General features: G+C 61.6%; 25 protein-coding genes. 11 read left to right on the plus strand and 14 right to left on the minus strand.

Translation table 11 applies throughout. The annotated features are described in order from the left end of the window. Position 1: 1 nt before the first annotated feature. Positions 2-1006, plus strand: coding sequence for an asparaginase (locus AC0L24_RS02915; protein ID WP_127810945.1), 1005 nt, complete (start codon positions 2-4; stop codon positions 1004-1006). Here AC0L24_RS02915 and AC0L24_RS02920 read toward each other — a convergent pair. After that, the gene (locus AC0L24_RS02920) at positions 999-2375 is read right to left on the minus strand and encodes a TIGR03808 family TAT-translocated repetitive protein (protein WP_127810944.1); all 1377 of its coding nucleotides are present in this window, start codon (positions 2373-2375) and stop codon (positions 999-1001) included. The two genes, AC0L24_RS02915 and AC0L24_RS02920, sit on opposite strands and share 8 nt — an antisense overlap. A 119-nt stretch (positions 2376-2494) precedes the next feature. Here AC0L24_RS02920 and greA point away from each other — a divergent pair, with 119 nt between their 5' ends. After that, on the plus strand, positions 2495-2968 hold the full coding sequence (gene greA / locus AC0L24_RS02925) for a transcription elongation factor GreA (RefSeq protein ID WP_127810943.1): 474 nt from the start codon (positions 2495-2497) through the stop codon (positions 2966-2968). Here the strand turns inward: greA and AC0L24_RS02930 are convergent. From AC0L24_RS02930 to AC0L24_RS02945, 4 genes are all read right to left on the minus strand, one after another. Further along, on the minus strand, positions 2965-3354 hold the full coding sequence (locus tag AC0L24_RS02930; RefSeq protein ID WP_127269972.1) for a type II toxin-antitoxin system death-on-curing family toxin: 390 nt from the start codon (positions 3352-3354) through the stop codon (positions 2965-2967). The two genes, greA and AC0L24_RS02930, sit on opposite strands and share 4 nt — an antisense overlap. Then, positions 3351-3572: an AbrB/MazE/SpoVT family DNA-binding domain-containing protein gene (locus AC0L24_RS02935; protein ID WP_127269970.1), complete on the minus strand. Its 222-nt coding sequence runs from the start codon at positions 3570-3572 to the stop codon at positions 3351-3353. Before AC0L24_RS02935 ends, AC0L24_RS02930 begins: the two co-directional genes overlap by 4 nt. Positions 3573-3642: 70 nt before the next feature. Beyond that, entirely contained in the window at positions 3643-5766 is a 2124-nt protein-coding gene (gene scpA / locus AC0L24_RS02940) for a methylmalonyl-CoA mutase (protein ID WP_127810942.1), read from the minus strand. Beyond that, a complete protein-coding gene (locus AC0L24_RS02945) occupies positions 5763-7205 on the minus strand; it encodes a methylmalonyl-CoA mutase subunit beta (RefSeq protein WP_127810941.1) in 1443 nt (480 codons plus the stop codon). Before AC0L24_RS02945 ends, scpA begins: the two co-directional genes overlap by 4 nt. Before the next feature lie 347 nt (positions 7206-7552). Between AC0L24_RS02945 and AC0L24_RS02950 the strand changes: the two genes are divergently transcribed. Then, a complete protein-coding gene (locus AC0L24_RS02950) occupies positions 7553-9100 on the plus strand; it encodes a helicase HerA-like C-terminal domain-containing protein (RefSeq protein WP_127810940.1) in 1548 nt (515 codons plus the stop codon). Between the two features lie 142 nt (positions 9101-9242). Here AC0L24_RS02950 and AC0L24_RS02955 read toward each other — a convergent pair whose 3' ends face one another. From AC0L24_RS02955 to AC0L24_RS02970, 4 genes are all read right to left on the minus strand, one after another. Next, positions 9243-10292, minus strand: coding sequence for a class I SAM-dependent methyltransferase (locus AC0L24_RS02955; RefSeq protein ID WP_127810939.1), 1050 nt, complete (start codon positions 10290-10292; stop codon positions 9243-9245). Positions 10293-10450: 158 nt separating this feature from the next. Continuing rightward, the gene (locus AC0L24_RS02960; protein WP_127810938.1) at positions 10451-11533 is read right to left on the minus strand and encodes an alpha/beta fold hydrolase; all 1083 of its coding nucleotides are present in this window, start codon (positions 11531-11533) and stop codon (positions 10451-10453) included. A 121-nt stretch (positions 11534-11654) separates the two neighbouring features. Further along, positions 11655-12479: a L,D-transpeptidase gene (locus tag AC0L24_RS02965; protein ID WP_127269960.1), complete on the minus strand. Its 825-nt coding sequence runs from the start codon at positions 12477-12479 to the stop codon at positions 11655-11657. Between the two features lie 170 nt (positions 12480-12649). Continuing rightward, entirely contained in the window at positions 12650-13312 is a 663-nt protein-coding gene (locus AC0L24_RS02970; RefSeq protein ID WP_027035819.1) for a haloacid dehalogenase type II, read from the minus strand. Positions 13313-13468: 156 nt separating this feature from the next. On the opposite strand from AC0L24_RS02970, the gene AC0L24_RS02975 reads away from it, so the two are divergent. From AC0L24_RS02975 to AC0L24_RS02990, 4 genes are all read left to right on the plus strand, one after another. Further along, the gene (locus tag AC0L24_RS02975) at positions 13469-14347 is read left to right on the plus strand and encodes a branched-chain amino acid aminotransferase (protein WP_127269956.1); all 879 of its coding nucleotides are present in this window, start codon (positions 13469-13471) and stop codon (positions 14345-14347) included. 106 nt (positions 14348-14453) lie between these two features. Beyond that, positions 14454-15053, plus strand: a complete 600-nt coding sequence (locus AC0L24_RS02980) for a superoxide dismutase (RefSeq protein ID WP_013532667.1) — start codon at positions 14454-14456, stop codon at positions 15051-15053. 157 nt (positions 15054-15210) lie between these two features. Further along, positions 15211-15648, plus strand: a complete 438-nt coding sequence (locus AC0L24_RS02985; RefSeq protein ID WP_127269954.1) for a c-type cytochrome — start codon at positions 15211-15213, stop codon at positions 15646-15648. Between the two features lie 9 nt (positions 15649-15657). Next, positions 15658-16608: a cytochrome c gene (locus AC0L24_RS02990; protein ID WP_127810936.1), complete on the plus strand. Its 951-nt coding sequence runs from the start codon at positions 15658-15660 to the stop codon at positions 16606-16608. On the opposite strand, the gene AC0L24_RS02995 is transcribed toward AC0L24_RS02990, so the two are convergent. The 3 genes from AC0L24_RS02995 to AC0L24_RS03005 form a co-directional block, all read right to left on the minus strand. Then, positions 16605-17009 (minus strand): SET domain-containing protein, encoded by a 405-nt coding sequence (locus AC0L24_RS02995; RefSeq protein WP_127321379.1) that lies wholly within the window; start codon positions 17007-17009, stop codon positions 16605-16607. The two genes, AC0L24_RS02990 and AC0L24_RS02995, sit on opposite strands and share 4 nt — an antisense overlap. A 156-nt stretch (positions 17010-17165) precedes the next feature. After that, positions 17166-17792 (minus strand): LysE family translocator, encoded by a 627-nt coding sequence (locus tag AC0L24_RS03000; protein WP_127395277.1) that lies wholly within the window; start codon positions 17790-17792, stop codon positions 17166-17168. Then, positions 17789-19912, minus strand: coding sequence for a S9 family peptidase (locus tag AC0L24_RS03005; protein WP_127810935.1), 2124 nt, complete (start codon positions 19910-19912; stop codon positions 17789-17791). The genes AC0L24_RS03000 and AC0L24_RS03005 overlap by 4 nt, the downstream gene beginning before the upstream one ends. Positions 19913-20075: 163 nt before the next feature. Here AC0L24_RS03005 and AC0L24_RS03010 point away from each other — a divergent pair, with 163 nt between their 5' ends. Together AC0L24_RS03010 and AC0L24_RS03015 are read left to right on the plus strand one after the other, a co-directional pair. Continuing rightward, a complete protein-coding gene (locus tag AC0L24_RS03010) occupies positions 20076-20444 on the plus strand; it encodes an SH3 domain-containing protein (RefSeq protein WP_127268166.1) in 369 nt (122 codons plus the stop codon). Positions 20445-20887: 443 nt separating this feature from the next. Then, positions 20888-21313, plus strand: a complete 426-nt coding sequence (locus AC0L24_RS03015) for a Ros/MucR family transcriptional regulator (RefSeq protein ID WP_013532660.1) — start codon at positions 20888-20890, stop codon at positions 21311-21313. Between the two features lie 167 nt (positions 21314-21480). Here AC0L24_RS03015 and AC0L24_RS03020 read toward each other — a convergent pair whose 3' ends face one another. Further along, positions 21481-21909 carry a SufE family protein gene (locus AC0L24_RS03020; protein ID WP_127395284.1) on the minus strand — a complete coding sequence of 143 codons (429 nt, stop codon included), beginning with the start codon at positions 21907-21909 and terminating at the stop codon, positions 21481-21483. 101 nt (positions 21910-22010) lie between these two features. Further along, complete coding sequence (locus tag AC0L24_RS03025) at positions 22011-22364, minus strand: DUF5330 domain-containing protein (RefSeq protein WP_127810934.1); 354 nt, start codon at positions 22362-22364, stop codon at positions 22011-22013. A gap of 536 nt (positions 22365-22900) precedes the next feature. Between AC0L24_RS03025 and AC0L24_RS03030 the strand changes: the two genes are divergently transcribed. Next, positions 22901-24631 (plus strand): ATP-binding protein, encoded by a 1731-nt coding sequence (locus AC0L24_RS03030; RefSeq protein WP_127810933.1) that lies wholly within the window; start codon positions 22901-22903, stop codon positions 24629-24631. Next, positions 24606-25403: a peptidoglycan-binding domain-containing protein gene (locus AC0L24_RS03035; RefSeq protein ID WP_127268164.1), complete on the plus strand. Its 798-nt coding sequence runs from the start codon at positions 24606-24608 to the stop codon at positions 25401-25403. Before AC0L24_RS03030 ends, AC0L24_RS03035 begins: the two co-directional genes overlap by 26 nt. The last annotated feature ends 24 nt before the right edge of the window (positions 25404-25427 follow it).

Consider the following 25427-nt stretch of genomic DNA (forward strand, 5'->3'; position numbering starts at 1 on the left):
CATGACAAATCCGGTTCTGATCGAAGTGTTGCGCGGCGCGATCGTCGAGAGCGCGCATCGCGGCTCAGTCGCGGTCTTCGATGGCGATGGCAAGCCCGTCTGGGAGATCGGCGACACAGCCAAGCCGGTGTTTCCGCGCTCGGCGGTCAAGGCGATCCAGGCACTGCCGCTGGTCGAAAGCGGTGCGGCCGATGCCTATGGCTTCGGCAACCGCGAACTGGCGCTCGCCTGTGCGTCCCACTCAGGCGAGCCGGCCCATGTCGAACTGGCGCGATCCATTCTGTCCAAGGTCGGGCTGGATGGGTCGGCGCTCGAGTGCGGCACGCATTGGCCGTCCAATCATGACGCCGAGATTGCGCTCGCCCGCGCCGGCGGCTCGCCGAACGCATTGCACAACAATTGCTCCGGCAAGCATTCCGGCTTCCTCTGCACCTGCGTCCACGCGGGCATTGCGCATCGTGGCTATGTCAAGCCGGGACATGGCTTGCAGGAACTGGTGCGCGACGCCATGCAATCGGTGACGGGCGCTGTCCATGGTGAGGACCAGCGGGCCATCGATGGCTGTTCGATCCCAACCTATGCGGTGCCGCTCAGGAGCTTTGCGATCGGCTTTGCCCGCATGGCCACGACATCAGGTTTTGGCCCCGAGCGAGCCAAGGCCGCGAGGCGGCTGCTGGCCGCCTGCATGGCCGAGCCGTTCTTCGTTGCCGGCACAGGCCGCGAAGACGTCGCACTGATGGAGGCCGCACCAGGGCGGATTTTCACCAAAGGCGGCGCCGAGGGCGTCCATTGTGCCGCAATTCCGGAGCTTGGTCTCGGCATCGCGCTCAAATGCGATGATGGCGCCGGCCGCGCCGGCGAAGCCATGATTGCCACCGTCCTCGCCAAACTGTTGCGCGCCGACGAGGCATTGGCGTTCAAGCTGAGCGAGTTGGCAAACACGCCCATAGAAAACCGCAACGGTGCCAAGGTCGGGGCGCTGAGGCCGACGGCAGCCCTCAACTGACGTGATTGCGCTCGACGGTCAGATGCGCATAGCCGGTATCGTTTGACGAGGCGAGGTCGCCCGTTGCGGGCTCGGCCCAGCGCTGGCCGACAACCGCACCGTTGAGCGCGCCGTCGATGATATTGTCTGAAATGACCGCCGTGCCGGCACCCTCGACCACGGACACGACGATACCGGTTCCGGCCTTGCGGATGATGTTGCCCGTAGCGACGACATTGCGCAGGTAGGGACCCCAGCCGATCTGCATGCCATAAAGCGGCGCGTTCTCGATGACGTTGTTGGAAACGGTGGTGTCGGCCTCAACGCCGATGCCGACGCCAAATCCCGGCGAGTCGGCGGGGTAGGGACCGCTGGTCGACAGATTGCGCACGATGTTGCCGGAGCAGACGCCCATGCGGCCGCCTTCGTTGAAATTGACGATCGAGATGCCGTTGGCGGCGCCGTCGACGATGTTGTTGCTGATGATGGCGCCTTCGAACGAGAACTCGGAATAGACCGCCGTTTCGCCCGAGCGCGAGCAGGTGTTGCCCGATATCTGCAGGTTGCTGGCGCTGTTGGCGCGGATCGCCGAGAAGGCGCAGTCCGAGACGATGTTGCCCGAGATGACGACATTGCCGGCGCGAAAGGCATTGATGCCGTTGCCGTTCTGCCCGGTTCCGCCGCTGCGTGCCTGGATCCGTTGGACGCGGTTGCCGGTGACCATGGTGCCGTCTTCGGCCACCTGCCAGCGGTGCACGAGGATGCCGCCATTGGCGCAATCGGAGACGGTGTTGCCCGTAATGGACAGCCCGCCAGCCTCGACCGAGTAAATGCCGGCATCGGCGGCGCCCGATATCTCGCTGCGCTCGATCCGGCCGATCGCGTGTTCCAGCGCCAGTCCGTTCTTGCTGCTGCCGGTGATCTGACAATTGTCGATGGCGAGGTGCGCGATACGGCGCAGATCGAGCAGCCCTTGCGTGTAATCGCCCATCGTGCGGTTCGAACCATCAAAGACCAGACCGCTGAGTTCGATATGGTCAGCCTGTTCGGCCATGAAAAGGTGGCCGTCACCGCCGTAAACGACGCGCGTCGCGCCCGGCACCCCGGAAAGACGTACGCGGCCGGGCAGTGAAAGATTGGAGACGACATAGGTGCCGGGCGGCAGGAACACCGGCATATCGCGGGCATTGGCGTCACGCAGCAGCTTGGCGAAGGTCTTGCTCTGATCGTCTGATGTGCCGGGCTGCACGCCGAGTTCTGTGGCATTGATCGAGCCGCGCATCGAGGCTTTCTCGATGCCGCTCAAGCTTGCGGCCACCGCCTTGCCGAGCGCAAGCCCCATGACGGCAAAGCCGGCGGTCCCAGTCAGCAGCGTTCGCCTGTTCAACATCGGCACAGAATCCCAGCGTTGAGCCAGCTATCGCAGGAATCGTGCCAGCCGTTCTGTCTCTCCTGCCGAGCGCGCGACAATGGCTTGTCGAGCAGCCTCTGCGGGCCTAAGTTCAGGAAATGAGCAGAGCTTTCACCCGCGAGGAAGACAGCGAAAATGCCATCGCCGGCGTCGGTGAGCGGCCGGTCAGCCACCATCGCAATCTGGTGACGGAACGCGGCCTGGCGCAGATCGAGGACAATCTCGCCGATCTGCGCGACATACTGGCGAAGGCCGAACGCAAAGCCGACCGCGAGCGCATCGCGGTCGTGTCGCGCGACCTGCGCTATTGGACCGCCCGGCGTGAAAGCGCCGAACTCTCGGTGCCGGAGCCGGGCAGTAACCTTGTGCGCTTCGGCATGGGCGTCACGATCGAGAGCAATGACGGCAGGAAGGTCCACTGGAAAATTGTCGGCGAAGACGAGGCTGATCCCACCAAGGGTAGCATTTCGCATGTTTCGCCGATGGCGGTCGCCCTATTCGGCAAGAAGATCGGCGACTTGGCCAGCGTCAACGGCAAGGAATGGGAAATCGTCAAGCTTTCCGAGAGCTAATCCTCGATCTTGACGACATGGTCGCGGAAGAACGCCGCGGCTCCGGCTTCATCGATCTCGCCTGAAGCAACGGCCATGACGAATTCGTAGAGCGTGCCGTTGTCGGCTGTCAGGACATGGCCGTTCACGATCAAAAATGCACCGGCTGCAACTATGGCCGTGCGCTTGTTGCCGTCGACAAAGGCATGATTTCTTGCGATGCCGAAGACATAGGCGGCTGCTAGGTCTTCAACCGAAGGGTTTTCGTAGTTGGCCTTGTTCTCGGCACGCGCGAGCGCAGATTCGAGAGCATTTTCATCTCTCAAACCTTGAGCACCGCCATGCCTGCGCAACTGCTCGGCATGCATCGCTTCAACCGCACGCCGGGTAAGGAACTCCCAGCTCATTCGGCGAGCTTCTGAAGCGCGACCTTGTATTTGTCCATGACCTTGCGAGCAGCTTCCATCTGCCGCTCGAAACTGTCGTCCATCGGCTCAAGGGCAATGCCCTTGTCCGTTTCGACGATCTGGAGCTGATCACCTGTCTTCATGTTCAGACGATCGAGCAGATCCTTGGGCAGGATCACACCTTCCGAATTACCGATCTTGCGAATGGTCGTGTTCATGACAGATATCCTGTTGCAACGCCGATTATAACTCGACCGGCGAGAAGTTGCAACAGGTATTATAACAAGCCTAGCGGACCGCCAGCAGCCGGTCCAGCAGCCGATCCGCCGCCTCCGGAATAACAGTTCCCGGCGGGAAGATCTCGGCAGCGCCGGCCTGTCGCACCGCGTCATAGTCTTGCGGTGGGATGACGCCGCCGGCGACGATCAGCATGTCGCCGCAGCCGAGCTTTTTCAGCGCGTCGCGCAGTTCGGGGATCAGCGTCAGATGTCCCGCCGCCAGCGACGAGGCGCCGACGATGTGGACGTCCTGTGCGACCGCCAGCTTGGCGATCTCCTCCGGTGTCTGGAACATCGCGCCGACGGTGACGTCGAAGCCGAGATCGGCGAAGGCCGTGGCGATGACCTTCTGGCCGCGGTCGTGGCCGTCCTGTCCCATCTTGGCGACCAGGATGCGCGGCTTGCCGCCGGTCTTCTTCTCGAAGGCGTCAAGCTTGTCCTGCAGACCGTCGACCACGGGATGATCGCCAAGCGCCTTCCGATAGACCCCGGAAATGGTCTGTACCGTGGCGACGTGGCGCCCAAACGCCCTTTCCAACGCGAATGAAATCTCGCCGACCGTGGCATTGGCGCGCGCCGCTCGGATGGCGAATTCCAGCAGGTTTTCATTGCCTTGCGCGGCACGGGTCAGCTCATCGAGCGCGCTTTCGACGGCGGCGACGTCGCGCGTGCCCTTCAGCCGTTGCAGCTTCGACAATTGCCGGGCCCTGACCTCGGCATTGTCGATCTTCAGCACGTCGACCTCGATGTCGGTCTCGGGCCGATGGGCGTTGACGCCGACCAGCATCTGCTCGCCGGAATCGATGCGCGCCTGCGTGCGCGCGGCGGCTTCCTCGATGCGCAGCTTGGGAATGCCCTGTTCGGTCGCCGCTGCCATGCCGCCGAGCGCCTCGACCTCCTCGATGTGGGCAAGAGCGCGCGCCGCCAGATCATGCGTCAGCCGTTCGAGATAGGCCGAACCGCCCCACGGGTCGATGATGCGCGTGGTGCCGGATTCCTTTTGCAGGATGAGCTGGGTGTTGCGGGCGATCCGCGCCGAGTGGTCGGTCGGCAGCGCCATCGCCTCGTCGAAGGAATTGGTGTGCAGCGACTGGGTGTGGCCCTGCGTTGCAGCCATCGCCTCGATCATGGTGCGGATGATGTTGTTGTAGGGATCCTGCGCCGTCAGCGACCAGCCAGAAGTCTGGCAATGGGTGCGCAGCGACAGCGAGCGCTCGTCCTTGGGCGAAAAATTCTTCTGCATCAGGGTCGCCCACAACAGGCGCGCGGCCCGCAGCTTGGCGACTTCCATGAAGAAATTCATGCCGATGGCCCAGAAGAAGGACAGGCGAGGCGCAAAGCGGTCGATGTCGAGGCCCGCCGCGACGCCGGCGCGGGCATATTCGATGCCATCGGCGATCGTGTAGGCGAGCTCAAGGTCGGCCGTCGCGCCGGCCTCCTGCATGTGATAGCCGGAGATCGATATCGAATTGAACTTCGGCATGTTCTTCGATGTGTATGAGAAGATGTCCGACACGATCCGCATCGAAGGTTTTGGCGGATAGATGTAGGTGTTGCGGACCATGAACTCCTTCAAAATGTCGTTCTGAATGGTCCCGGCGAGATCCCTCTGTGCAACGCCCTGTTCTTCCGCGGCGACGATGTAAAGCGCCATGATCGGCAGCACCGCGCCGTTCATCGTCATCGATACCGTCATCTCGTCGAGCGGAATGCCGTCGAAGAGCTGCCGCATGTCGAGGATGGAATCGATGGCGACGCCCGCCATGCCAACATCGCCGGCAACGCGCGGGTGGTCGCTGTCATAGCCGCGATGCGTGGCGAGATCGAAGGCGACCGACAGCCCCTTCTGGCCGGCGGCAAGGTTGCGCCGGTAAAAGGCGTTGGAATCTTCGGCCGTCGAGAAACCGGCATATTGCCGGATCGTCCAGGGCTGCTGGACATACATGGTCGGGTAGGGGCCGCGCACGAAGGGCGGCAGCCCCGGATAGGTGTCGAGATGCGGCAGCCCCTTGAGATCGCTTTGATTGTACAGATGCTTGGCAATGAGCCCTTCCGGCGTGGTCCGCTGGCCTTTGACCTCGACAGGCGTGCGGCGTGGCGGGACCCAGCCGATCTGGCCGAAGTCCGGGATCAAGAGCCGGCTCCGATCGATTGGTCGATGCGGACTGGAAACAGCGGCTCGCAGACGGCAACGCCTTCGGTGAAGGCCGGCCGCCGTTCCGCCGCCAGCGTCTCGACCGGACGTTCGTCTTTCGATGGATAGAGCGTGGTGCCGACGATGGCCCGTTGGCCTGTGCGGTAGGCTGCATTGCGCTGCTCCGCCGCTGCGTGGACGCGCTTCTGGATGTGTCCGTCCTGAAGGCTGGACAGGACACCGCCCTCGGCTTCGATCGTCTGCAACTCCGCCCAGGCCAGTTCGCACAATTCCGCGGTCAGCGCTTCCACAGCGCCGGAACCATAGGCGGGATCGGTGACATGATCGATATGGCTTTCATTGGCCATGATCAGCTGCGTGTTGCGGGCAACACGACGGGCAAAACCCGCCGGCAGACCGTGCGCGATCGTGTGCGGCAGGATGGAGATCGAATCGGCGCCGCCGCACGCCGCGGCAAAGCATGCAATGGTGGTGCGCAGGATGTTGGTCTCCGGGTCCATCGCCGTCATCATGCGAAACGACGTCTCGGCATGGATACTGGCCGTGGATGTCGGGATCGAACAAGCCTCCTGCACCCGCGCCCAGAGGCTGCGCAGCGCCCGCATCTTGGCTATCGACAGCAACTGGTCCTGGTCGACGCTGAGTGCAAAACCGATATGAGGTGCGGCATAGACAAGCGGCTGCCGCGCCGTCTCGAACATTCTGAGGTAGGAGACAGCCGAAGCCAGCATGATGCCAAGTTCCTGCGCTTCCGTGGCGCCGGCATTGTGGAACACGCGCCCGTCAGCTTCCAGCAGCACGCCCGGAACGCCCATCGCGAAGAAATGCGCCAGCGACTGCGGCATGGAGGCCCGCAGCGCCTCGATCGACATGCGCAGCCGACCCGTTCCCGCGAAGATCGCTGCTGGATCGATGCCGAAGGAGAGGTTGAGTTTTGCCGGGTCCGACCGCCGCTTGCTCAGGAAAGCGACCAGCCAGTCGGCCACGGCGCGGCTCCAGGGATGGGCGTCGATGCGAACCTGGATGCGGTTGAGCGGTATGCCGTCCAGCACCGCCTCCAACGCCTCCGCCGTTCTCGGCAAGCCGTATCCGAACGCGTTCGGCGCCCCCTCGAAGACCAGCGACAATCCCGTGGCACCCTGTGCCACATCTTCCAGCGCTTGGCTTCTGGCGCGGTTGGTGTCGGGATCGTCGACCCGCTGGCTGACGATCCATGACGATTTCGGGTTTGCGCGCACGATCGGTTCCGCCGCAGTGCTGCGGTCGTAGAGCGGTTCGATACGGATGTTGTCGTCGCTGTGCGAGACCAGCCTTTCCTCGAAGGAAGCGCCTGCCAAAGCCTTTTCCGCCAAGGCGAGCCATCGCTGGCGCTCGATGTTTTCGGGTTCCACGTCCTGGATCAAGGCTCCGGCGCCCATCCGTCCTCCTCGTTTCATACGGCCGCACCAGCCGGGAGCGGTCCAGTCTACGGTCCCCGGTCCGATATCGCAATGCAATGCGCTTTCAGAGACCGGATTCGATCCATCAGATATAGGTCAGTCCGCATGGACGACGATTGCCAAACAGCGGCAAAATCCGCAAGCTCCAAAAACCCGATTTGACCGAATGGGGCGATTTGGACGAATGGCCCGGATTTGGGCGAATGGCCCGGATTTGGACGAAGGGCCCCGATTTGGACGAATGGCATTGTCGCTGCGCAATGGCCTCACTATACCTGCGGCAAGGCCCCTGGCTTTAGACACATCAGTTTGCGGAGACCGGACATATGGCTGACGACACCAGTATTTTCATCGGCGCCAGCCGCAAGCCCGACGACAGCTATCAGCGTGCCGAGCAACTGTTGCTGCAATATGGGAATCGTCATGGCCTGGTGACCGGCGCCACCGGTACCGGCAAGACTGTCACCTTGCAGATCCTGGCCGAAGGATTTTCCAACGCCGGCGTGCCGGTGTTCTGCGCCGACATCAAGGGCGATCTATCGGGCATCGCGATGATGAGCACGGCACAGGATTTCCTCGTCAAGCGGGCCGAACAGGTCAAGCTAGATCCTTATGACTTCCAGGAATTTCCCGTTATTTTCTGGGACTTGTTCGGCGAGCAGGGTCATCCCATCCGCGCCACGGTCTCGGAAATGGGGCCGTTGTTGCTGTCGCGCCTGATGAACCTGACGGAGGCGCAGGAAGGCATCATGAACATCGCCTTCCGCCTGGCGGACGAGGAAGGCCTGCTGCTGCTCGACATGAAGGACCTGCAGGCGCTGCTCGCCAACATCGCCGAGCGCGCCGACGAGATCGGCTCACGCTATGGCAACGTGACGAAGCCATCGGTCGGGGCTATCCAGCGCACGCTGCTGGTCCTGGAGCAACAGGGAGCCGCAAATTTCTTCGGCGAACCGGCACTGCGTATCGCCGATATCATGCGCACCACCCGCGACGGACGCGGCGCCATCAGCGTGCTTGCCGCCGACAAGCTGATGATGAATCCGCGGCTCTACGCGACCTTCCTGCTATGGCTGATGTCGGAACTGTTCGAGGTGCTGCCGGAAGTCGGCGACCCCGACAAGCCGAAGCTGGTGTTCTTTTTCGACGAGGCGCATCTTCTGTTCGACGAAGCACCCAAGGTGCTGATCGATCGCGTCGAACAAGTGGTCCGACTGATCCGCTCGAAGGGCGTCGGCGTCTATTTCGTCACGCAGAACCCGTTGGATATCCCTGAAAAAGTCCTGGCCCAGCTCGGCAATCGCGTCCAGCACGCGCTGCGCGCCTATACGCCGCGTGAGCAGCAGGCGGTGAGGACGGCGGCCGAAACGTTCCGGCCAAATCCCGATTTCGACTGCATGACCGCCATTACCCAGCTTGCCACGGGCGAAGCGCTGGTCTCGACGCTGGAGGCCAAGGGTGTCCCGTCCATGGTGCAGCGGACCCTGATCCGCCCGCCGTCGTCGCGCCTTGGACCGATAACGGCAGCCGAGCGACAAAAGCTGATCCAGGAAAGCCCGGTCGCCGGCCAGTACGATCAGGCCGTCGATCGCGAGTCGGCTTTCGAAATGCTGCAAAAAAAAGCTAAGGACGCGCAGGATGCCGAAGAGCAGGCCCAGCAGGCCGGCAGCGGCGGCTCGCGCTGGACCATTCCGGGCTTCGGCAATGACGATCCCGCGCCGCAATCGGGTGGCAGGCGCACATCTGCACCGCGCCCGTCCAACCGCCAGACGGTGGCCGAGGCGGCGATCAAGTCGGTGGTGCGCTCGGTTGGCTCGTCGGTCGGCCGGGCAATCGTGCGCGGCATATTGGGGAGTCTGTCGAGGGGACGATGAGCTTCGGATCCAAGGCAGGGGCATCCGCTTTGGCGAAATGTCCGTGGCTTGGAGCCGCATCGGATAAGCGGCACTGGGACAGCCGGTTTTGCCGGAAAGACGTTGGCCGGTTCGAGTAGGGCCTGAACCGACCTTTTCTGCGTCAGGTCGCTTCGAGCACCATGTTGAGTGGGGTCTGGGCGGCCCGCCGGACGCGAGAGAACCCACCTGACCGGATCACCTCCGTCAGCCGGTTCTCTCCTGCTTGAGCGCCGAGCGCGAGGCCTGTCTCCTGTGCCAGTGATGTGGGAACGCAGATCATTGTCGAGGCCGAGTAGTACAGCCGTCCGACGGGATTGATATTTTCCTCCAGAGTATCTCCCGCCATTGGTTCGACAACCATCCAGGTGCCGCCCTCTTTTAGCGATTTGCGAATATGCACCGCCGCGGCCTTTGGGTCGCCCATATCGTGTAGGCAGTCGAAGCAGGTGATCAGATCGAAGTCACGCCCGCCAAAATCTTGCGCCCGGCCGACCTCGAAACTCAGGTTCGTCAGTCCGTACGACCGGGCATGCGCGGTCGCGGCGGCAATCGAGGCTGGATGGAAGTCGTAACCTATGAAGCGGGAGGCGGGGAACGCCTGCGCCATCAGGATCGTCGACAGACCGTGCCCACACCCAACGTCGGCCACCGATGCCCCTGCCTTCAACTTGGCTACGACACCGTCAAGCGCCGGCAGCCAGTCCTTCACCAGGGCATTGACATAACCCGGCCGAAACAGACGTGACACGGCGCAAAACAGACACCCTGCCTGATCGCCCCAGGCAACGCCTCGCCCGGTCTTGAAAGCCGATTCCACTTTTGGCTGGTTCTCGACCATAGCAGCCGCGGTGTCGAACCCGCCAATCAGATGGACCGGGCTGTCGGATTCGGCAAATACGAATGACTGCTCGGGCGTCAGCGAAAACCGTCCATGTTCATAGTACACGTAGCCGGACGCCGCCTGCGCCGACAGCCATTCACGAACGTAGCGACGCGCGCATCCTGCAGCATCGGCAAGTTCGTCGGCCTTCGCAGGGCCGATTTCCTTGAGCGTTTTGTAGAGACCCAGCGCATCTCCGATCCGAACCAGCGGCACGCTGACTGCACCACCAAGGTCTGCCAGAACGCGGCCTACCAGTTCATTGAGCTTGGTTTCATTGAGTTGCGTCATGTCGGGTTCCTCCTGATCTTCGGACGACGGCTTGTCGTTCCGTCGATTCCGAGGATGAGCCCCCCTCTGATGATGGGCATGATGCAGCGGTCCCGTGGGGGAAGTGAAAGCGAACGCAAATAGGGACAGAAGTCCCTTGTTTGTGGTCTGCGAGGAACTCAATCGGGCTGGGGCGCTCGTTCTCTGTCGGAGAGCGTCATCACGATTGCCTGCGATCGGCTGTGGACGCCGAGCTTGCTGAAGGTCATCGACAGTTGATTGCGCACGGTCTTCACGCTCTTGCTCAAGCGCTGCGCGATCGCGCGGTTGTCCAGTCCCTGTTTGACCAGATCAAGAAGCGCCGCCTCTGCAGGTGTCAGGCCAGCCTCTCGGATTGCGCGTGGCTGCCTGGGCCGCTCATGTCCGAGGAAGGCATCGAGTTCATCCTGGAACACCTTCCAGGCTGGCTCGGTCGGCAGGAGAACGTGATTTTTGCTTTCAAGCGGCAGGAAGCGGGCTCCAGGGATCGCTGCGGCAAGCTTGCAGCCTTCATCGAACGGCACGCGCATGTCCCCGCGGCTGTGCGCGATCAACGTCGGGACGCGGAGTTTTACCGCGAGGTCGAGGACGTCGATCCCTTGCATCTGCCAGAGCAGGCGGGCGGCTACGTCGGCGCTTGCCGTCACGCGCTCAAGATCGCCCCACCAGCGATGCTGTTCTTGTGTCCCGTTGGGAATGAAAAGGTTGGTGAAGAACTGGCAGAACGCAGGATTTTCACGTCCCCAGCCGATGCGCACGAAATTGACGAGTGTTTCGGCTTCCAACCGCTCGGCCTCGGTGTGTGCTCGAACTCTCGCACCTTGGCCATAGGCATTCAGCAGCACCAGATGCGACACCCGCTCAGGATGCCGCAGCGCATAGGCGATGCTGAGAGCGCCGCCTTGCGAAAGACCGAGCAGAACGAAACTTGGCTGCTCAATGGTCGCCGTCACGGCGTCCAGGTCTGCGTGCCACGCTTCGATCGAGAGGTCGGCGACATGGCGATCCGACAGACCGCAGCCGCGTGGATCGTAGCGAACAAACTGGTTGTGGGCCGAAAGGGCCTGGAGCCATGGCCGCCAAACCGGGCTTGCGAGATCATAGTCGACATGGCTCAGCCAGTGCGCCGCCCGAACGATCACCTTGCCTTCCCCGCACGATGCGACAGCGATGCGGGTACCGTCCTCGGACGTGCAGAACCGTATGCTCTGGCTGAGTTTCATCACCCCAGAATATCGCAGTGGGACGCCACGCGACAGACCGGTCTCCGCCGACGCAGAATCGTTTCCGTTTCAGAGAGACAATCCGGTGAAGGAGCGTCGCAACCGCCGCTCCTTCGCCTGATCAGAAAATCGAATTCGTGATCGCCTTGACCGGTCCAAGCAGCACCGATCCGTCCGGCACGCCGGCGTCGATCGGGATCGCCTGTCGGTTGGCCGTCGCCACCATGGGTTGGCTGGCGTCGCTGGTCACGACGACCGGAGTCTTCGAGGGCACGCGATCATAGAGGTCGATAATGTCCTGGTTCATCAGTCGCACGCAGCCTGACGACACCGACTTGCCGATCGACCGCCACTCCGGCGAGCCGTGCAGACGATAAAGCGTGTCGACATTGCCCTGGAACAGATAGAGCGCGCGTGCGCCGAGCGGGTTCTTCAGGCCGCCGGGCATGCCGCCATTGTCGGCGCTATAGGGCTTCAATTCCGGCTGACGGGCGATCATTTCATCCGGCGGCGTCCACTTCGGCCATTTCTGCTTCCACTGAACGACGGCGTCGCCGGACCATTCGAAGCCGGCACGGCCAAGGCCGACACCGTAGCGTATCGCCTGACCGCCCGGACGAACCAGATAAAGGAAGTGGCCGGTGGTATCGACGACTATGGTTCCCGGCTTCTGTCCCGTCGGGTCGGGAACGATCTGACGCAGGAACTGCGGATCGATCTTGTCGACGGGGATGGCCGGCAAATCGAAGCCGCCGTCGCTGACAGCGGCGTACATCGTCACATAATCGGCCAGAGGCGGCTCGACATAGGTTGGTGGCGGCGGCTCGACCGGACCCGGCCCGGTGGTGGCGCATGCGGAAACCGCGATCGAAGCGGCGCCCAAGGCTGCGGCGTTGAGAAAGCCGCGACGGCTCAGGCGAAAAGATTCGATTTCGGTTATGGACATGGTTGCCTTCTTTAAGTCTCAAATCGCAACAAAACGTGAATTCGCCGACAGTTGCGCGGGTGCCTGACAACACCTGGGGCGATAGGCGGTTCCGATTCTGGCCCGAACGTGGGCAAACAAAGGCGAAGCTGTGACCAGGCTGCTACTGTGGCGCCAGAGACACAGGTTTTCTAGCTGCCGGGCACAAGGGCTTCGAGCGACGGCAGGATAAGGGCCGGTGGGAAATCCCGGTATTCTTCGGGCTGGTTGGAGCGGTTGATCCACACAGTGCGAAAACCGAATTTGGTGGCGCCAGCAATGTCCCAGCGATTGGACGACTGAAAGGAAACCGCGCCGGGGTAGAGGCGCCAGCCGGTGGCGACCATGTCGTAGACCGCCGGGTCGGTCTTGAAGCGCCGCACCCTATCGACGGAATAGATGTCATCCAGAACCTGGTCGAGCGCGGCGGATTTGACCGCCGCCTGCAGCATTTCGGGCGAGCCGTTGGACAGGATCGCCAGCCTCGCTCCCGAAGCCTTGAGCGCCTTGAGCACGGCCGGCACTTCCGGATAGCAATCCAGCCGCCAGTAGGCATCCAGCAATATCGCCTTGAGACCGGGGTCGGCCGAGGGAACCTTGCGCAAGGCGAAATCGAGCGCCTGTTCGGTCAGTTGCCAGAAATCGGCATAGGCGCCCATCAGCGTGCGCACCCAGGAATATTCGAGCTGCTTGGCGCGCCAGATCTCGGACAACAATTGGCCGTCCGGCCCGATCCGGTCGGCATGACGACGCACGGCGGCATGCACGTCGAACAGCGTGCCATAGGCGTCGAAGACATAGGCGGCGTATTGCATGACAACAGTTTTGAGGGCAGGTGCGACAAGGTGCAAGCTTTGATTGCATTGCGCCCCGGCACTGGCCTCAACAAAACTCCATGTGCCGGTTGACGGCGCCCGCCAAAGCATCTTCCAATGGCCGTCACACGAGACCGATTGAGGCGGGACCACACGATGACACTGGCGGCTGCGGCGCAATCCGCGACATGGACTTTCGTCGATGGTGATTGGCACGAGGGCAACGTCGCCATTCTGGGGCCGCGCAGCCACGCCATGTGGCTCGGCACCAGCGTGTTCGACGGTGGCCGCTGGTTCGAAGGCGTGGCGCCGGATCTCGACCTCCATGCCGCCAGGGTGAATTCTTCGGCGATCGCACTCGGCCTGAAGCCGAACATGAGCGCCGACAAGATCGTCGGGCTGACATGGGACGGGTTGAAGAAGTTCGACGGCAAGACGGCGGTCTATATCAGGCCGATGTACTGGGCCGAGCATGGCGGCTATATGGGCGTCCCGGCCGATCCGGCGTCTACCCGCTTTTGCCTTTGCCTCTATGAATCGCCGATGATTCCGGCGACTGGCTTTTCGGTGACCGTGTCGCCGTTCCGGCGTCCGACCATCGAAACCATGCCGACCAACGCCAAGGCCGGCTGCCTTTACCCCAACAACGGCCGGGCCATTCTCGAAGCCAAGATGCGCGGCTTCGACAACGCAATGGTGCTCGACATGCTGGGCAACGTTGCCGAGACCGGGACCTCGAACATCTTCCTGGTCAAGGACGGTCATGTCTTTACACCGGCGCCGAACGGCACCTTCCTGTCCGGCATCACCCGCTCGCGCACGATAACGCTGCTTGGCGAGTATGGGTTCAAGACCACGGAAAAGACGCTGTCGGTGCGCGATTTCCTCGAAGCGGACGAAATTTTTTCGACCGGGAACCATTCCAAGGTCGTGCCGGTCACGCGTATCGAGGATCGCAATCTGCAACCCGGGCCGGTGGCCAAAAAGGCGCGCGAACTCTATTGGGATTGGGCGCATTCGACTTCCGCTGCTTGAGCGGATAAAAAGGCGACCGACGCTTCATCCGGAGTTGTCCCAATCCATTCCAGACCTATCTTACTCCGGTATCGACACCGGATTTTTCCACGAGGGAGTACTATCCATGGCCTTTGAATTGCCCGCTCTGCCTTACGACTATGAGGCCTTGCAGCCTTACATGTCGAAAGAGACGCTGGAATATCACCACGACAAGCACCACAAGGCGTATGTCGATAACGGAAACAAGCTCGCCGCCGAGGCAGGCTTGGGTGATCTGTCGGTCGAAGAGGTGGTCAAGCAGTCGTTCGGCAAGAATGCCGGCCTCTTCAACAATGCCGCCCAGCACTACAACCATATCCATTTCTGGAAGTGGATGAAGAAAGGCGGCGGCGGCAACAAGCTGCCGGGCGCCTTGCAGAAGGCAGTTGATAGCGATCTCGGTGGCTATGACAAGTTCAAGGCCGACTTCATTGCCGCCGGCACGACCCAGTTCGGTTCCGGCTGGGCCTGGGTTTCCGTCAAGGATGGCAAGCTGGCGATCTCGAAGACGCCGAACGGCGAGAACCCGCTCGTCCATGGCGCGTCGCCGATCCTCGGGGTCGATGTCTGGGAGCATTCCTATTACATCGACTATCGCAACGCCCGGCCGAAATATCTCGAGGCGTTCGTCGACAGCCTGATCAACTGGGACCATGTCCTTGAATTGTACGAAAAGGCGAAGTGATCGATTTCCAGGAAGCCCCGGTATCACCCGGGGCTTTTCTTTTTCAGTGTCCCATAAAAAGCAAAGGTCTGGCAAAAGTCGTCCGGGGAGGGAATTTTCCTCCTACGGCATCCGTTAACGTCCTGTCCCGAAATGCCTTCATCATGGAGCCAATTGAATGAGAAAGCTTGTTATCGCCATCTCTATGCTCGCACTCGCGGCCTCGGCGGCTTTTGCCGACCCGGTCCTCGACCGGCAGGCACTGATGAAGGAACGTGGAAAGATCGTCGGCGGCCTGTCGAAAGTTGTCAAGGGCGAGGAGCCCTTTGATGCCGCGGCTGTGCTGACGCAACTTCAGGCGTTGCAGGCGAATGCGGAAAAATTCGATGCCGATGCGCTGTTTCCGGCCGGCAGCGACACCGGCGATACCACGGCCTCGCCGAAGATCTGGCAAGACATGGCTGGCTTCAACGCAGCCGAGGACAAATATCTCGCAGACGTGAAGGCCGCGGTCGCTGCGGCTCCCGCCGATGCCGACGCGCTGAAGGCGCAAGTCGGCGCTATCGGCTCGGATTGCGGCACCTGCCATCAAGGCTACAGAATCAAGAAGGGCTGATCACCAGCCATGGCATGGCTGAAGAAACTTGTCGGCGCCGTCGTCATTCTGGGCGGCGTCGGCGCGGTTGCCGGGTGGGTCCTGTCGGCGCCGGTGAGGCTCGACAGGGAAACCCTGGCCAAGCTCGGTCCTGGCGACGCAGCCAGGGGCAAGCGCATCTTTTATGCCGGCGGTTGCACATCCTGCCATGCAAAGCCGGGCTCACAGGGCGACGCCCGGCTTCAACTCGTGGGTGGCCTTGAACTCAAGACGCCGTTCGGAACCTTCGTGCCGCCCAACATTTCGCAAGATCCCAGGGACGGTATCGGCGCATGGTCTGTCGAGGACCTCGCCACTGCCATGCTGAAGGGCGTGTCGCCTTCTGGTGAGCATTTCTATCCGGCGTTTCCCTATGCATCCTACGCGCGCATGAATCCGGCTGACATTGGCGATCTCTATGCCTTCTTGAAGACGTTGCCGTCCGTCGCCGGCAAGGCAGCGGGCAATTCGCTCGATTTCCCCTTCAATGTCCGCCGCGGCATCGGCCTGTGGAAATTGCTCTATCTCAGCGACCAGCCGGTTGTTGCCTTCCCCGAAGGCACGCCTGATCCGGTGATGGCAGGCCGCTACCTGGTCGAGGGTCCGGGCCATTGCGGCGAATGCCACACGCCGCGCGATCCTGCGGGCGGCACGAAGAAGAACGAGTGGATGGCGGGCGCCGTGGCCGCCGAAGGCAATGGCGTCGTGCCGAACATCACATCGGGCGAGGGCGGTCTCGCCGAATGGTCGGAGGCCGATATCGCCAACTATCTCGAAACCGGCTTCACGCCCGATTTCGATTCGGTCGGCGGGGCCATGGTCGATGTCCAACGGAACATGGCCGAACTGACGCCGCAGGACCGTGCGGCCATCGCCGCCTATCTGAAGGCGATACCGGCGCATCCAAACGGCTATCCGGCCCGCAAGAAGACGGCAAACTAGACCGAGTCTTCAGACAGGTGGCGGTCGCCGAGAAAATCGAAACCCGTCTCGAAGAAATGGTTGTAGTTGCAGGTCAGCTCTTCGCCAGGCGCGATGTCGCGCAGCGCAAAGCTCTCCTCCGGTGAGGAGACGTCGCAGTTCGGCTCGTCGGCATGGTTCATGTAGCGCGCGTCGTCGGCTTCGAAGACGATGTAGTTCGGATCGCGGCGGTCGGGATAGGAGTAGCGATCGAGATAGCTCTTCACCGGACCGGCCGCACGTTCATAAGTCTCGACCTCGATGAGCCGATCGAACCTTGGGTCCAGCTTCCAGATCAGAGTGCCGCGAGGAATGTGGTTCTTGGCAAAGACGCCGATTCCCTGGATAGGCGATTTGTCGAGATAGACGTCGACGAGCAGCATAATGGACCTTTACGCGATTGGAGGCTGTCGGGCCGGGAAAAACCGCGCACTGGGTAGCGCGCGGTCATCGCAATTGCGAGTGAAAATGAGCAACGGGAACCTAAAAAGCCCTGATCACGCAGCCTCTTCGGAAGGCGCGTCGATCATCGTCTGGAGTCAGCGTTGCTGCAGCGCCAGACGGACGCCCAAAGCGCAGTAGATGCCGCCGACAACTTTGCCCTGCCATCGTAACACCGACGGATTTCGGCGCAGGAACGTGCCGAGCCGGCCAGCGCTCACGGCAAAGACGACCGTGCTGAAAAGGCCCAGTACGACGAAGATGGCCCCCAACACGGTCATCTGAAGCATCACCGTCCCGTTTTCAGGCCGCACGAACTGAGGCAGGAAGGCAAGGAAGAACAGAGCGGTCTTGGGGTTGAGCACTTCGGTCAGGACAGCCTGTCGAAACGCCTTCCCGGCAGAGATCGCAAGCGCGCCGGCAGCCGGGCCGCCTGGTGTTTTCTCCATGATCGCGCGAATGCCGAGATAAACCAGGTAGGCCGCGCCGATGTACTTTATGACGCTGAACAGCGTCGCCGATGCGGCGATGATCGCCGATATGCCGATCATGGCCATGACGGTGTGAAAGATGTCGCCGACAGCGATCCCGGCGCCGGTCGCGATGCCAACCTTGGTTCCGGAACTCGTTGCCCGCGCTATGGTAAAGAGCGTGGCCGGGCCGGGGATGAAGACGAAGCCGAGCACAACCGCGACATAAGCAATCAGTGTAGCGAGATCGATCATCGGTCGATTTCTCCCGTAGGCTGCGCCTTACCCATCACCTTCAGCGCGAAGGAATAGGTGTAGGCGATCTCCTCCAGCCGCGAAAACCGGCCGGAGGCACCGGCATGGCCGGAATCCATGTTGATCTTGAACAGAACCGGATTGTCCCCGCTCTTGCGGTCGCGCAGCCGGGCCACCCATTTGGCCGGTTCCCAATAGGTGACGCGCGGATCGGTGAGACCGGCCAGCGCCAGGATCGGCGGATAGTCGTGATCAGCGACATTGTCATAGGGCGAGTAGGCGGCAATGGTCCGGTAGTCGTCGGCGGACGCGATCGGGTTGCCCCATTCGGGCCATTCCGGCGGCGTCAGCGGCAGGGTCGCATCGAGCATGGTGGTGAGGACATCGACGAAGGGAACCTCGGCGACGATGCCGCCAAAACAATCCGGCGCCATGTTGGCGACGGCACCCATCAGCATGCCGCCGGCCGAACCGCCCTGGGCGACGATACGGTCATGCGCCGTGTAACGCTCCGTCACCAGATGGCGCGCGACGGCGATGAAATCGGTGAACGTGTTCATCTTGTGCTCCCGCTTGCCGTCATCGTACCAGCCATAGCCCTTGTCCTTGCCGCCGCGAACGTGGGCGATGGCGAAGACGAAGCCACGGTCGACCAGCGAGAACCAGTTGGTGTTGAAGGCGGCGGGCACGGTGATGCCATAGGAGCCGTAGCCGTAAAGCAGGCAAGGTGCGGATCCGTCCAGCGGCGTGTCGCGATGGTGCAAAAGCGAGATCGGCACCAGTTCGCCATCGCTGGCCGGCGCCATCAGCCGCCGCGTGACATAGTGGTCCGCATCATGGCCGGACGGCACTTCCTGGGTCTTCAGCAATACCCGCTCGCGGGTGCGCATATTGTAGTCGAACACCTGGGCCGGCGTCGTCATCGACGAGTAGGAAAAGCGCATGATCTCGGTGTCGTACTCATAGGAACCCGACAGGCCGAGCGAGAAGGCCTCCTCGTCGAGGGACAGAAGATGCTCCTCGCCGCTGGTGCGGTCGCGCACCACAATGCGCGGCAGGCCTTCCTTGCGTTCGAGCCGAACCATGTGGTCCCTGAAGCCGATCACCGACAGGATCAGCCGGCCGGGCTCGTGCGGCACCAGTTCCTGCCAGTTGGCGCGCACGGGATCGCCCGCTGGTGCCGTCATGATCTTGAAGTCCTTGGCGCCGTCGGCATTGGTCAGGATGAAGAAGATATCGCCGCCTTCTTCCAACTCGTACTGAAGGCCAATCTCGCGCTGCGACACCAGTTTCGGTTCGGCAAACGGATCGTCGGCGCGCATCAGGCGGTATTCCGAGGTCTCGTGATCGTTGATGCCGATCATGATCCACTCGTTGTTGCGGGTGCCGTCGACATTCATGAAGAAGCCGGGATCGGTTTCCTCATAGATCAGCCGGTCGCTTTGCGGGCTGTCGCCAAGCGCATGGAACAGCACCTTCGACGGGCGGTGGTTGGGATCGAGACGTGTATAGAAGAAGCCGTCATTGCCGGCGTTCCAGACACCTGAACCGCCGGTGTCGGGGATCTGGTCCGCAAGTTCCCTGCCGTCGGCAAGGTCACGCACGCGAAGCGTGTAGAATTCGGAGCCCTTGTCGTCGAATGCCCACAGCAGCCTTGCGTGGTCGGCCGAATGGTCGACGCCGCCAAGACGGAAATAGGCCTTGCCCGCGGCCTCCGCGTCACCATCGAGCAGGATATGCTCGGCACCGCCGTCTCGCGGCATGCGGAAATAGCGCGGCTGCTCGCCACCAAGTTTGAAGGACGAGCCATAGGCATAGGGCCCATCCTTCATCGGCACGGAAGAATCGTCTTCCTTGATACGGCCCTTCATCTCCTTGAAAAGCTGCTTTTGCAGTTCGACCGTGTCGGCCATCAGCTTTGACTGGTAGGCATTCTCCGCCTCGAGTTCTGCGCGGATCCCGGTATCGAGCAATGACGGGTCGCGAAACATTTCCTGCCAGTTGTCGGCCCGCAGCCAGGCATAGTCGTCGGTTCGCGTGATGCCATGATGCGTGTCGGAAACCGGCCGCTTCTCGGGCGTTGGCGGGCTGACGATCGGAAATATGGATGTCTTGGTCATTGCGTCTCGCTTTGCCAGTATCTTCAATGGGCCAGTATCTTGAATGGACCATCTCGAATGGAGAATATCTTGAACGGCGAATGAACACGCCGATCAGGGCAGGTTCAAGAGCCGGAGCGTATGGATTGTGTCGGCTCCAGGAGATGAGCCGGGAGGAGAGATGATGACTATTTGGTCTCGGACTGCTGCGGCTTTCGCCGTTGCTTCACTAACTCTGGCCTTTGCCGGCCAGTCTCATGCGACCGTATTCGCGGCTTGGCAAGTGGCCAATGTGCCGTTCGGCGACACGCTCAATGTGCGCAAATACCCTTCGGGCGCATCCCAGAAGCAGGCCGCATATCCGAACGGGACCGTTCTGCAGATGACCGGGCGATGCACCGGCGGAATAAACCTGCTCGACATCGCCAACCAGCCGGCATGGAAGCAGGAACAAAAGATTCGTTTTCGCTGGTGCGAAGTCTGGCATGATCCGGCCCAGAACGGCAAATTCGTCACCGGCTGGGCGTATGGCAAATACATCACGCCGCATTGATTGATCCGGCAGCAATCAGCCGATCCGCCGGATGACAGGCATGTCGCCTGATTGCTTGCGTATGACCACGGCAACCTGTGGTTTTGCGGACAAATATGAACAACCAATATTGCCCGACGATAGCTAAGCAAAATCAAACATTAAAACCCATTTCGTGAGATGCCGCGAATGTAACGGCGAGCTGACGTTGCGTCAGCCGTTGCCGGCGAGCGCGCGAAATATCGATAAATTACACAATGCACGAAAGATTGAAGCTGATCGCGGAATAATTGATCAATATCGCTCAATATAGCGTAAGGGCCGAATTGACTTACTTGGTCTGGGCGCTCATTGATGTGCCCGCGACACGAATCGTAGAAACTCTACCTGCACAAAATTCGTGCGATGCCCTGCTTGTAAAAAAGGGCGCAGATCGATGTAACTCTTGTTGGGGCCCGAAGACCATGGATATTGTCGAAACACCTTCCAGAAACAGCGATGCGCTGATCGAATTGACCGCCGATGTGGTGGCCGCCTATGTCAGTAACAATCCCGTGCCGGTCGGCGAATTGCCGAACCTGATATCCGATGTCCATGCTGCGCTCGGGCGTGTGGGCGGAACCGCCGAACAGCCGCCTGCCGACAAGCAGAAGCCGGCGGTCAACCCGAAGCGGTCGGTTCATGACGACTACATCGTCTGCCTTGAAGACGGCAAGAAGTTCAAGTCGCTGAAGCGCCATTTGATGACCCACTATGACCTGACACCGGACCAGTATCGCGAAAAGTGGAACCTTGACCCGACCTATCCGATGGTTGCACCCAACTATGCGGCTGCCCGGTCACAGCTTGCCAAGAAGATGGGCCTCGGCCGCAAGCGCAAAGCGCGGTAATCGCTGCCAGAGCAATTCAAGAAAAAGTGAAACGGTTTTCCCGGGAAAGCGCATAGAGCTCTCCCTTGGGAATTGCGTCAAAATAAGCCAGATCGGATCGACATCAACGGCGCCTTCGGGCGCCGTTTGATTTTTGCGCCGCGAGGCGCGGATCCGGTATGAAGGTGTCAGGCGGTCTGCTTGAGCGCTGCCTCGGCGTCGCGCTTGATGCGCTTGACCATCGAGCGAAGGCCGTTGGCGCGCTGCGGCGACAGATGTTCGTCGAGGCCGAGTTCTTTCGCTGTCGCTTCCGCATCGGTCTGCTGGATTTCGCTGGCGGTCCTGCCGGAAAACAGCGCAAGTATGATCGCAACCAGTCCACGCACGATGTGAGCGTCCGAATCGCCCGTGAAGGTGATGACTGGGTCGGCTCCAGCCCCGCGTTCGGTGGTCAACCAGACCTGACTGACGCATCCCGGCACCTTGTTGGCGGCGCTGCGCTGCTCGTCGGGAAATGGCGGCAGCGCCTCGCCGAGTTCGATGACATAGCGATAGCGGTCTTCCCATTCCTCGAGGAACGAAAAATCGTCGCGGATCGTCTGGATCGTGGTGGTCATAATGCCGGATATAGTCACGCGGCGGCGCCGCGTCACGGAAAAAACAAGGACACCGCGGGCGTCGAGAGGGCAGACAGCCCGCGGTGCGCCGTCGAAACGGCTTAATTCTGAGGCGGCAGGTTGACGGTCTCGGGCAAGACGATTTCTTCGGGCAGGCTGCCGGTCATCGTCGCCGTGTCGGGGCCGGCGGCGGACTTGTCGTCCATCATCGCTGCCGCGATCTTGGCGGTCTCCTGGGCGCGGGCGGTGATGGTGTGCATTGCCGACTTGCCAGTCTCGCAGACATCGGGCTTGCGTTCGCAAATGCCGGCGATATCGCCAACCGCTTCGCGTGCCGCAAACAAGGCCTGGATCGGCCCGACGCTTTCGCGGCCCGATTCATCGGGGCCGACAGCCAGCGGCAGCGCCAGCAGCACCAGCGAAAACCAGAAAGCCATTCTTATGAGGAAGACCATGCCCTTGCCCTCTCGTCGTGACCGGATCATGCATCCATATGGCATGACCTCTTTTGTAGGCAGGATCTTGGCACACAGGCGCAAAGGACGGCTTGCGGGCAAAGAGAGAATTTTCCTCAAATTTTAGGCAAATTCGAGACGAAGCGTTCTGCGATCGATTTGTCTCAATTGCCAGTGATTTTCCTTAACAACAAATAACCATACATCCCCATGATTTTCCTGTATTTTTCTTGGAATGTGGAAGTCCGGGTGCCGTGTGCGCCTGTCCGATAGGTGCCGTCGCCGGATAACTCTCCGTTTACTATGGCTGCATTTGCCCGTGCTTTCGGCGGCCGGCATCCCGATATTTGCCGCAGGCCAGGGCCTTGGTCGGCCTTGCCTTATCCATTCCTTAAACGCTGGATGCCAGTTTCAAAGCCAACCAGAACCATCTGCAAAGCAGAGCTGTCCACGACAAGTGCGAGTGCGTTGAGTTGAGTTCAATCAAGGCCAGATACGTTGAATTGCCTGGCGCGATTTCTGCCGGTTGCGAACGTATGGTCCATCCGTCCATCCTTGGGCGGAGCGACCGCGAGCGCCAGCGCCGTTTCATCGGCGTCATGCTCGCCGCTCCTTTCTTTGCCGCCGGCGCCGCGGTCACCCTGGTCACTTCAGGCATGGGCGTTGCCGTCACCATGGCCGCCATCTTCGCCGCCTTTGGCCTGTGCTGGTTCGTCGCCTTGCTGGTGGCGGCGACCGGCAAGATGGCGATGGCGAGTGGGCTCGCCCTGATGCTGGCCGGCATTTCTCTCGGCAGTCTCATTGCCGCCGCGGGCGGGCTGAGTTCGCCTGTCGCCATGCTTGTCCTGGCGCTGCCTTTCGAAGCCTGGTGGATCGGCGGCTCGCGACGTGCAGCACTGTGGGGAGCCGTGTCGGCCGCTGTCGCCATCCTGGCTCAGCCTTTGGCTGGAACCGTATTTCCGTTCGCAGGAGCGCAGATCGCGGCGTGGCACTGGCTGGTGCCGTTGGCGTGGGCGCTTACGCTGATGCCGCGTGCATCGGCGTTTCAAAACACGGCCGACGCGGCTGTGGTCGACACTGCCGACCGGCTCGAAGAAATCATCGATGCGGTGGTCTTGCGGGTCGCCCGCCATGGCGAGGTCCTGGACGCGTCGCCGAAAGCGCGCACGCTTTTGAAACTGCCGCCCGAACTGCTGTCTGGAAACGGCCTCTTCGATCGCGTCCATCTGTCGGATCGCGTTTCCTATCTCAGCGCAATGGCCGACATGCGCGACGGTGCGCTGTCGCGCCGGCTCGAATTGCGCATCCGCCTGCCTCAGAACGGCAATAGCCTGACGGCCGACAATTACCGCCCGTTCTCGCTTGATCTGGTGCGCGGTGAGGAACAGGGTGACGTCTTTACGCTCGTCCTGCGCGAGAATGACGAGATCGCCCGGTTGCGCGAGGATCTCGCGGCGGCCAATGAGGCGGCCGCATCCGCCGAAGTGGCGAAGGGCCGCTTCCTGGCGGTGGTCAGCCACGAACTGCGCACGCCGTTGAATGCCATCATCGGCTTCTCGGATATGCTGCTGCATGAGATGTTCGGCGGCTTCAAGGATCCGCGCCAGAAGGAATATGTCGGCCTGGTGAGGGATTCGGGCCAGCATCTGCTCGCCGTCGTAACCTCGATACTCGACGTGTCCAGGATTGAATCGGGCGTTTATGCGACCGAGCCGGAGCCGTTCCGGTTCGCGGAAGCGGTCGACATGTGCCAGTCGATGATGCAGTTGCAGGCGCAGGCCAAGAACATCGATCTGCGGGCGCAGATCGCGCCGGACGCCGGCGACATCAATGCCGACCAGCGCGCGGTGCAGCAGATGCTGATCAACCTGGTCTCCAATGCGATCAAGTTCACCCCCGACGGCGGCGACGTCGTCGTCGGTGCCAAGCGGATCGGTTCGCGCCTGCATTTCTGGGTCAGGGATACCGGCATCGGCATCGCCGAGGAGGATTTCGCCAATCTCGGCAAGCCCTTCATGCAGATCCAGAACGACTATACCCGCCGTTTCGAGGGGACTGGTCTTGGCCTTTCACTGGTCAAGGGCCTTGTGGCGCTGCACGAAGGCACGATGTCCATCGAAAGCATGCCGGGCGAGGGCACCACGGTGACCATCAGCCTGCCGGTGAACGGACCGAAGGGACATCAGGCGGAGAAGGCCGGCGTGCTGACCATGCCTGTAGCGATGGCGAAAGGGGACAGAAATGGCTCGCTCCGCAAAACAGGCTAAGGCGGTCAAGCGCCGCAGCAACGCCTTTCAGGACGGCGCTGTCGCCGTCGGCGGAATGATCTCGCGCAACCCTGTCCTGGTGGGCGGCTCGACGGCATTCCTGGTGACGCTGTTCTACGTCTCTGCGAATGCCTTGTGGTACCAGCCTTTCCCGCATGCCGGCGCATTCTTCGCGACCCGCAGCATTGCGGGCTTTCCGCACGCGGCGCCCGACGAGCCGGAAACGACGTTCAACATCGTGCGGCCATCCGGCGCGCCGGCACCGATCAAGGGCGATCCGGTTGTCGAGCAGGTGCAAGGCATATTGAAGGATCTTGATTTCTATTCGGGAACGGTCGACGGCATTTCCGGACCCAACACCCGCAAGGCTATCCAGGACTATCAGCAGAAGGTCGGGCTCAACGCGTCCGGCGAGATCGATGCGCTTCTGCTCGATCAACTGGGCGCGACGCCGAAAACCGCTTCCGTCGTACCCAGGCCGCAGCCGCGCCCGGATATGCCGGCCGCCGTTCCGGTGTCTTTGCAGACAGGTTCAGGACAGACAAATTCCGGGCAGGCGGATGCCGAGACGCAAGCGCCCGATGCCCGCATCGTCAAGATCCAGGCCGGGCTCAAGGCGTTCGGCAATGACGACATGCAGCTGGATGGTGTCGTCGGCGCGCGCACCAAGGCGGCGATCAAGGAATTCCAGTCGCTGTTCGGGCTGCCGCAGACCGGCGAGCCCGATGAGATCGTCTACGTCAAGATGCGCGAGATCGGCCTGACCAACTGACGGCTGAAACGACGGCTCGCCCAG

The sequence above is a fragment of the Mesorhizobium sp. WSM4809 genome (genome assembly GCF_055811655.1).

Coding starts and splice junctions, on each gene's coding strand:
- AC0L24_RS02955 (WP_127810939.1), bottom strand. CDS start 10,292: ATGACGCAACTCAATGAAACCAAGCTCAATGAACTGGTAGGCCGCGTT.
- AC0L24_RS03000 (WP_127395277.1), bottom strand. CDS start 17,792: ATGATCGATCTCGCTACACTGATTGCTTATGTCGCGGTTGTGCTCGGC.
- AC0L24_RS02960 (WP_127810938.1), bottom strand. CDS start 11,533: ATGAAACTCAGCCAGAGCATACGGTTCTGCACGTCCGAGGACGGTACC.
- AC0L24_RS02985 (WP_127269954.1), top strand. CDS start 15,211: ATGAGAAAGCTTGTTATCGCCATCTCTATGCTCGCACTCGCGGCCTCG.
- AC0L24_RS02935 (WP_127269970.1), bottom strand. CDS start 3,572: ATGAACACGACCATTCGCAAGATCGGTAATTCGGAAGGTGTGATCCTG.
- AC0L24_RS03005 (WP_127810935.1), bottom strand. CDS start 19,912: ATGACCAAGACATCCATATTTCCGATCGTCAGCCCGCCAACGCCCGAG.
- AC0L24_RS02970 (WP_027035819.1), bottom strand. CDS start 13,312: ATGCAATACGCCGCCTATGTCTTCGACGCCTATGGCACGCTGTTCGAC.
- AC0L24_RS02915 (WP_127810945.1), top strand. CDS start 2: ATGACAAATCCGGTTCTGATCGAAGTGTTGCGCGGCGCGATCGTCGAG.
- AC0L24_RS03025 (WP_127810934.1), bottom strand. CDS start 22,364: ATGGTCTTCCTCATAAGAATGGCTTTCTGGTTTTCGCTGGTGCTGCTG.
- AC0L24_RS03020 (WP_127395284.1), bottom strand. CDS start 21,909: ATGACCACCACGATCCAGACGATCCGCGACGATTTTTCGTTCCTCGAG.
- AC0L24_RS03035 (WP_127268164.1), top strand. CDS start 24,606: ATGGCTCGCTCCGCAAAACAGGCTAAGGCGGTCAAGCGCCGCAGCAAC.
- AC0L24_RS02990 (WP_127810936.1), top strand. CDS start 15,658: ATGGCATGGCTGAAGAAACTTGTCGGCGCCGTCGTCATTCTGGGCGGC.
- AC0L24_RS03010 (WP_127268166.1), top strand. CDS start 20,076: ATGACTATTTGGTCTCGGACTGCTGCGGCTTTCGCCGTTGCTTCACTA.
- AC0L24_RS02995 (WP_127321379.1), bottom strand. CDS start 17,009: ATGCTGCTCGTCGACGTCTATCTCGACAAATCGCCTATCCAGGGAATC.
- AC0L24_RS03030 (WP_127810933.1), top strand. CDS start 22,901: ATGGTCCATCCGTCCATCCTTGGGCGGAGCGACCGCGAGCGCCAGCGC.
- AC0L24_RS02945 (WP_127810941.1), bottom strand. CDS start 7,205: ATGGGCGCCGGAGCCTTGATCCAGGACGTGGAACCCGAAAACATCGAG.
- AC0L24_RS02980 (WP_013532667.1), top strand. CDS start 14,454: ATGGCCTTTGAATTGCCCGCTCTGCCTTACGACTATGAGGCCTTGCAG.
- AC0L24_RS02965 (WP_127269960.1), bottom strand. CDS start 12,479: ATGTCCATAACCGAAATCGAATCTTTTCGCCTGAGCCGTCGCGGCTTT.
- AC0L24_RS02930 (WP_127269972.1), bottom strand. CDS start 3,354: ATGAGCTGGGAGTTCCTTACCCGGCGTGCGGTTGAAGCGATGCATGCC.
- AC0L24_RS02950 (WP_127810940.1), top strand. CDS start 7,553: ATGGCTGACGACACCAGTATTTTCATCGGCGCCAGCCGCAAGCCCGAC.
- AC0L24_RS02920 (WP_127810944.1), bottom strand. CDS start 2,375: ATGTTGAACAGGCGAACGCTGCTGACTGGGACCGCCGGCTTTGCCGTC.
- greA (WP_127810943.1), top strand. CDS start 2,495: ATGAGCAGAGCTTTCACCCGCGAGGAAGACAGCGAAAATGCCATCGCC.
- AC0L24_RS03015 (WP_013532660.1), top strand. CDS start 20,888: ATGGATATTGTCGAAACACCTTCCAGAAACAGCGATGCGCTGATCGAA.
- AC0L24_RS02975 (WP_127269956.1), top strand. CDS start 13,469: ATGACACTGGCGGCTGCGGCGCAATCCGCGACATGGACTTTCGTCGAT.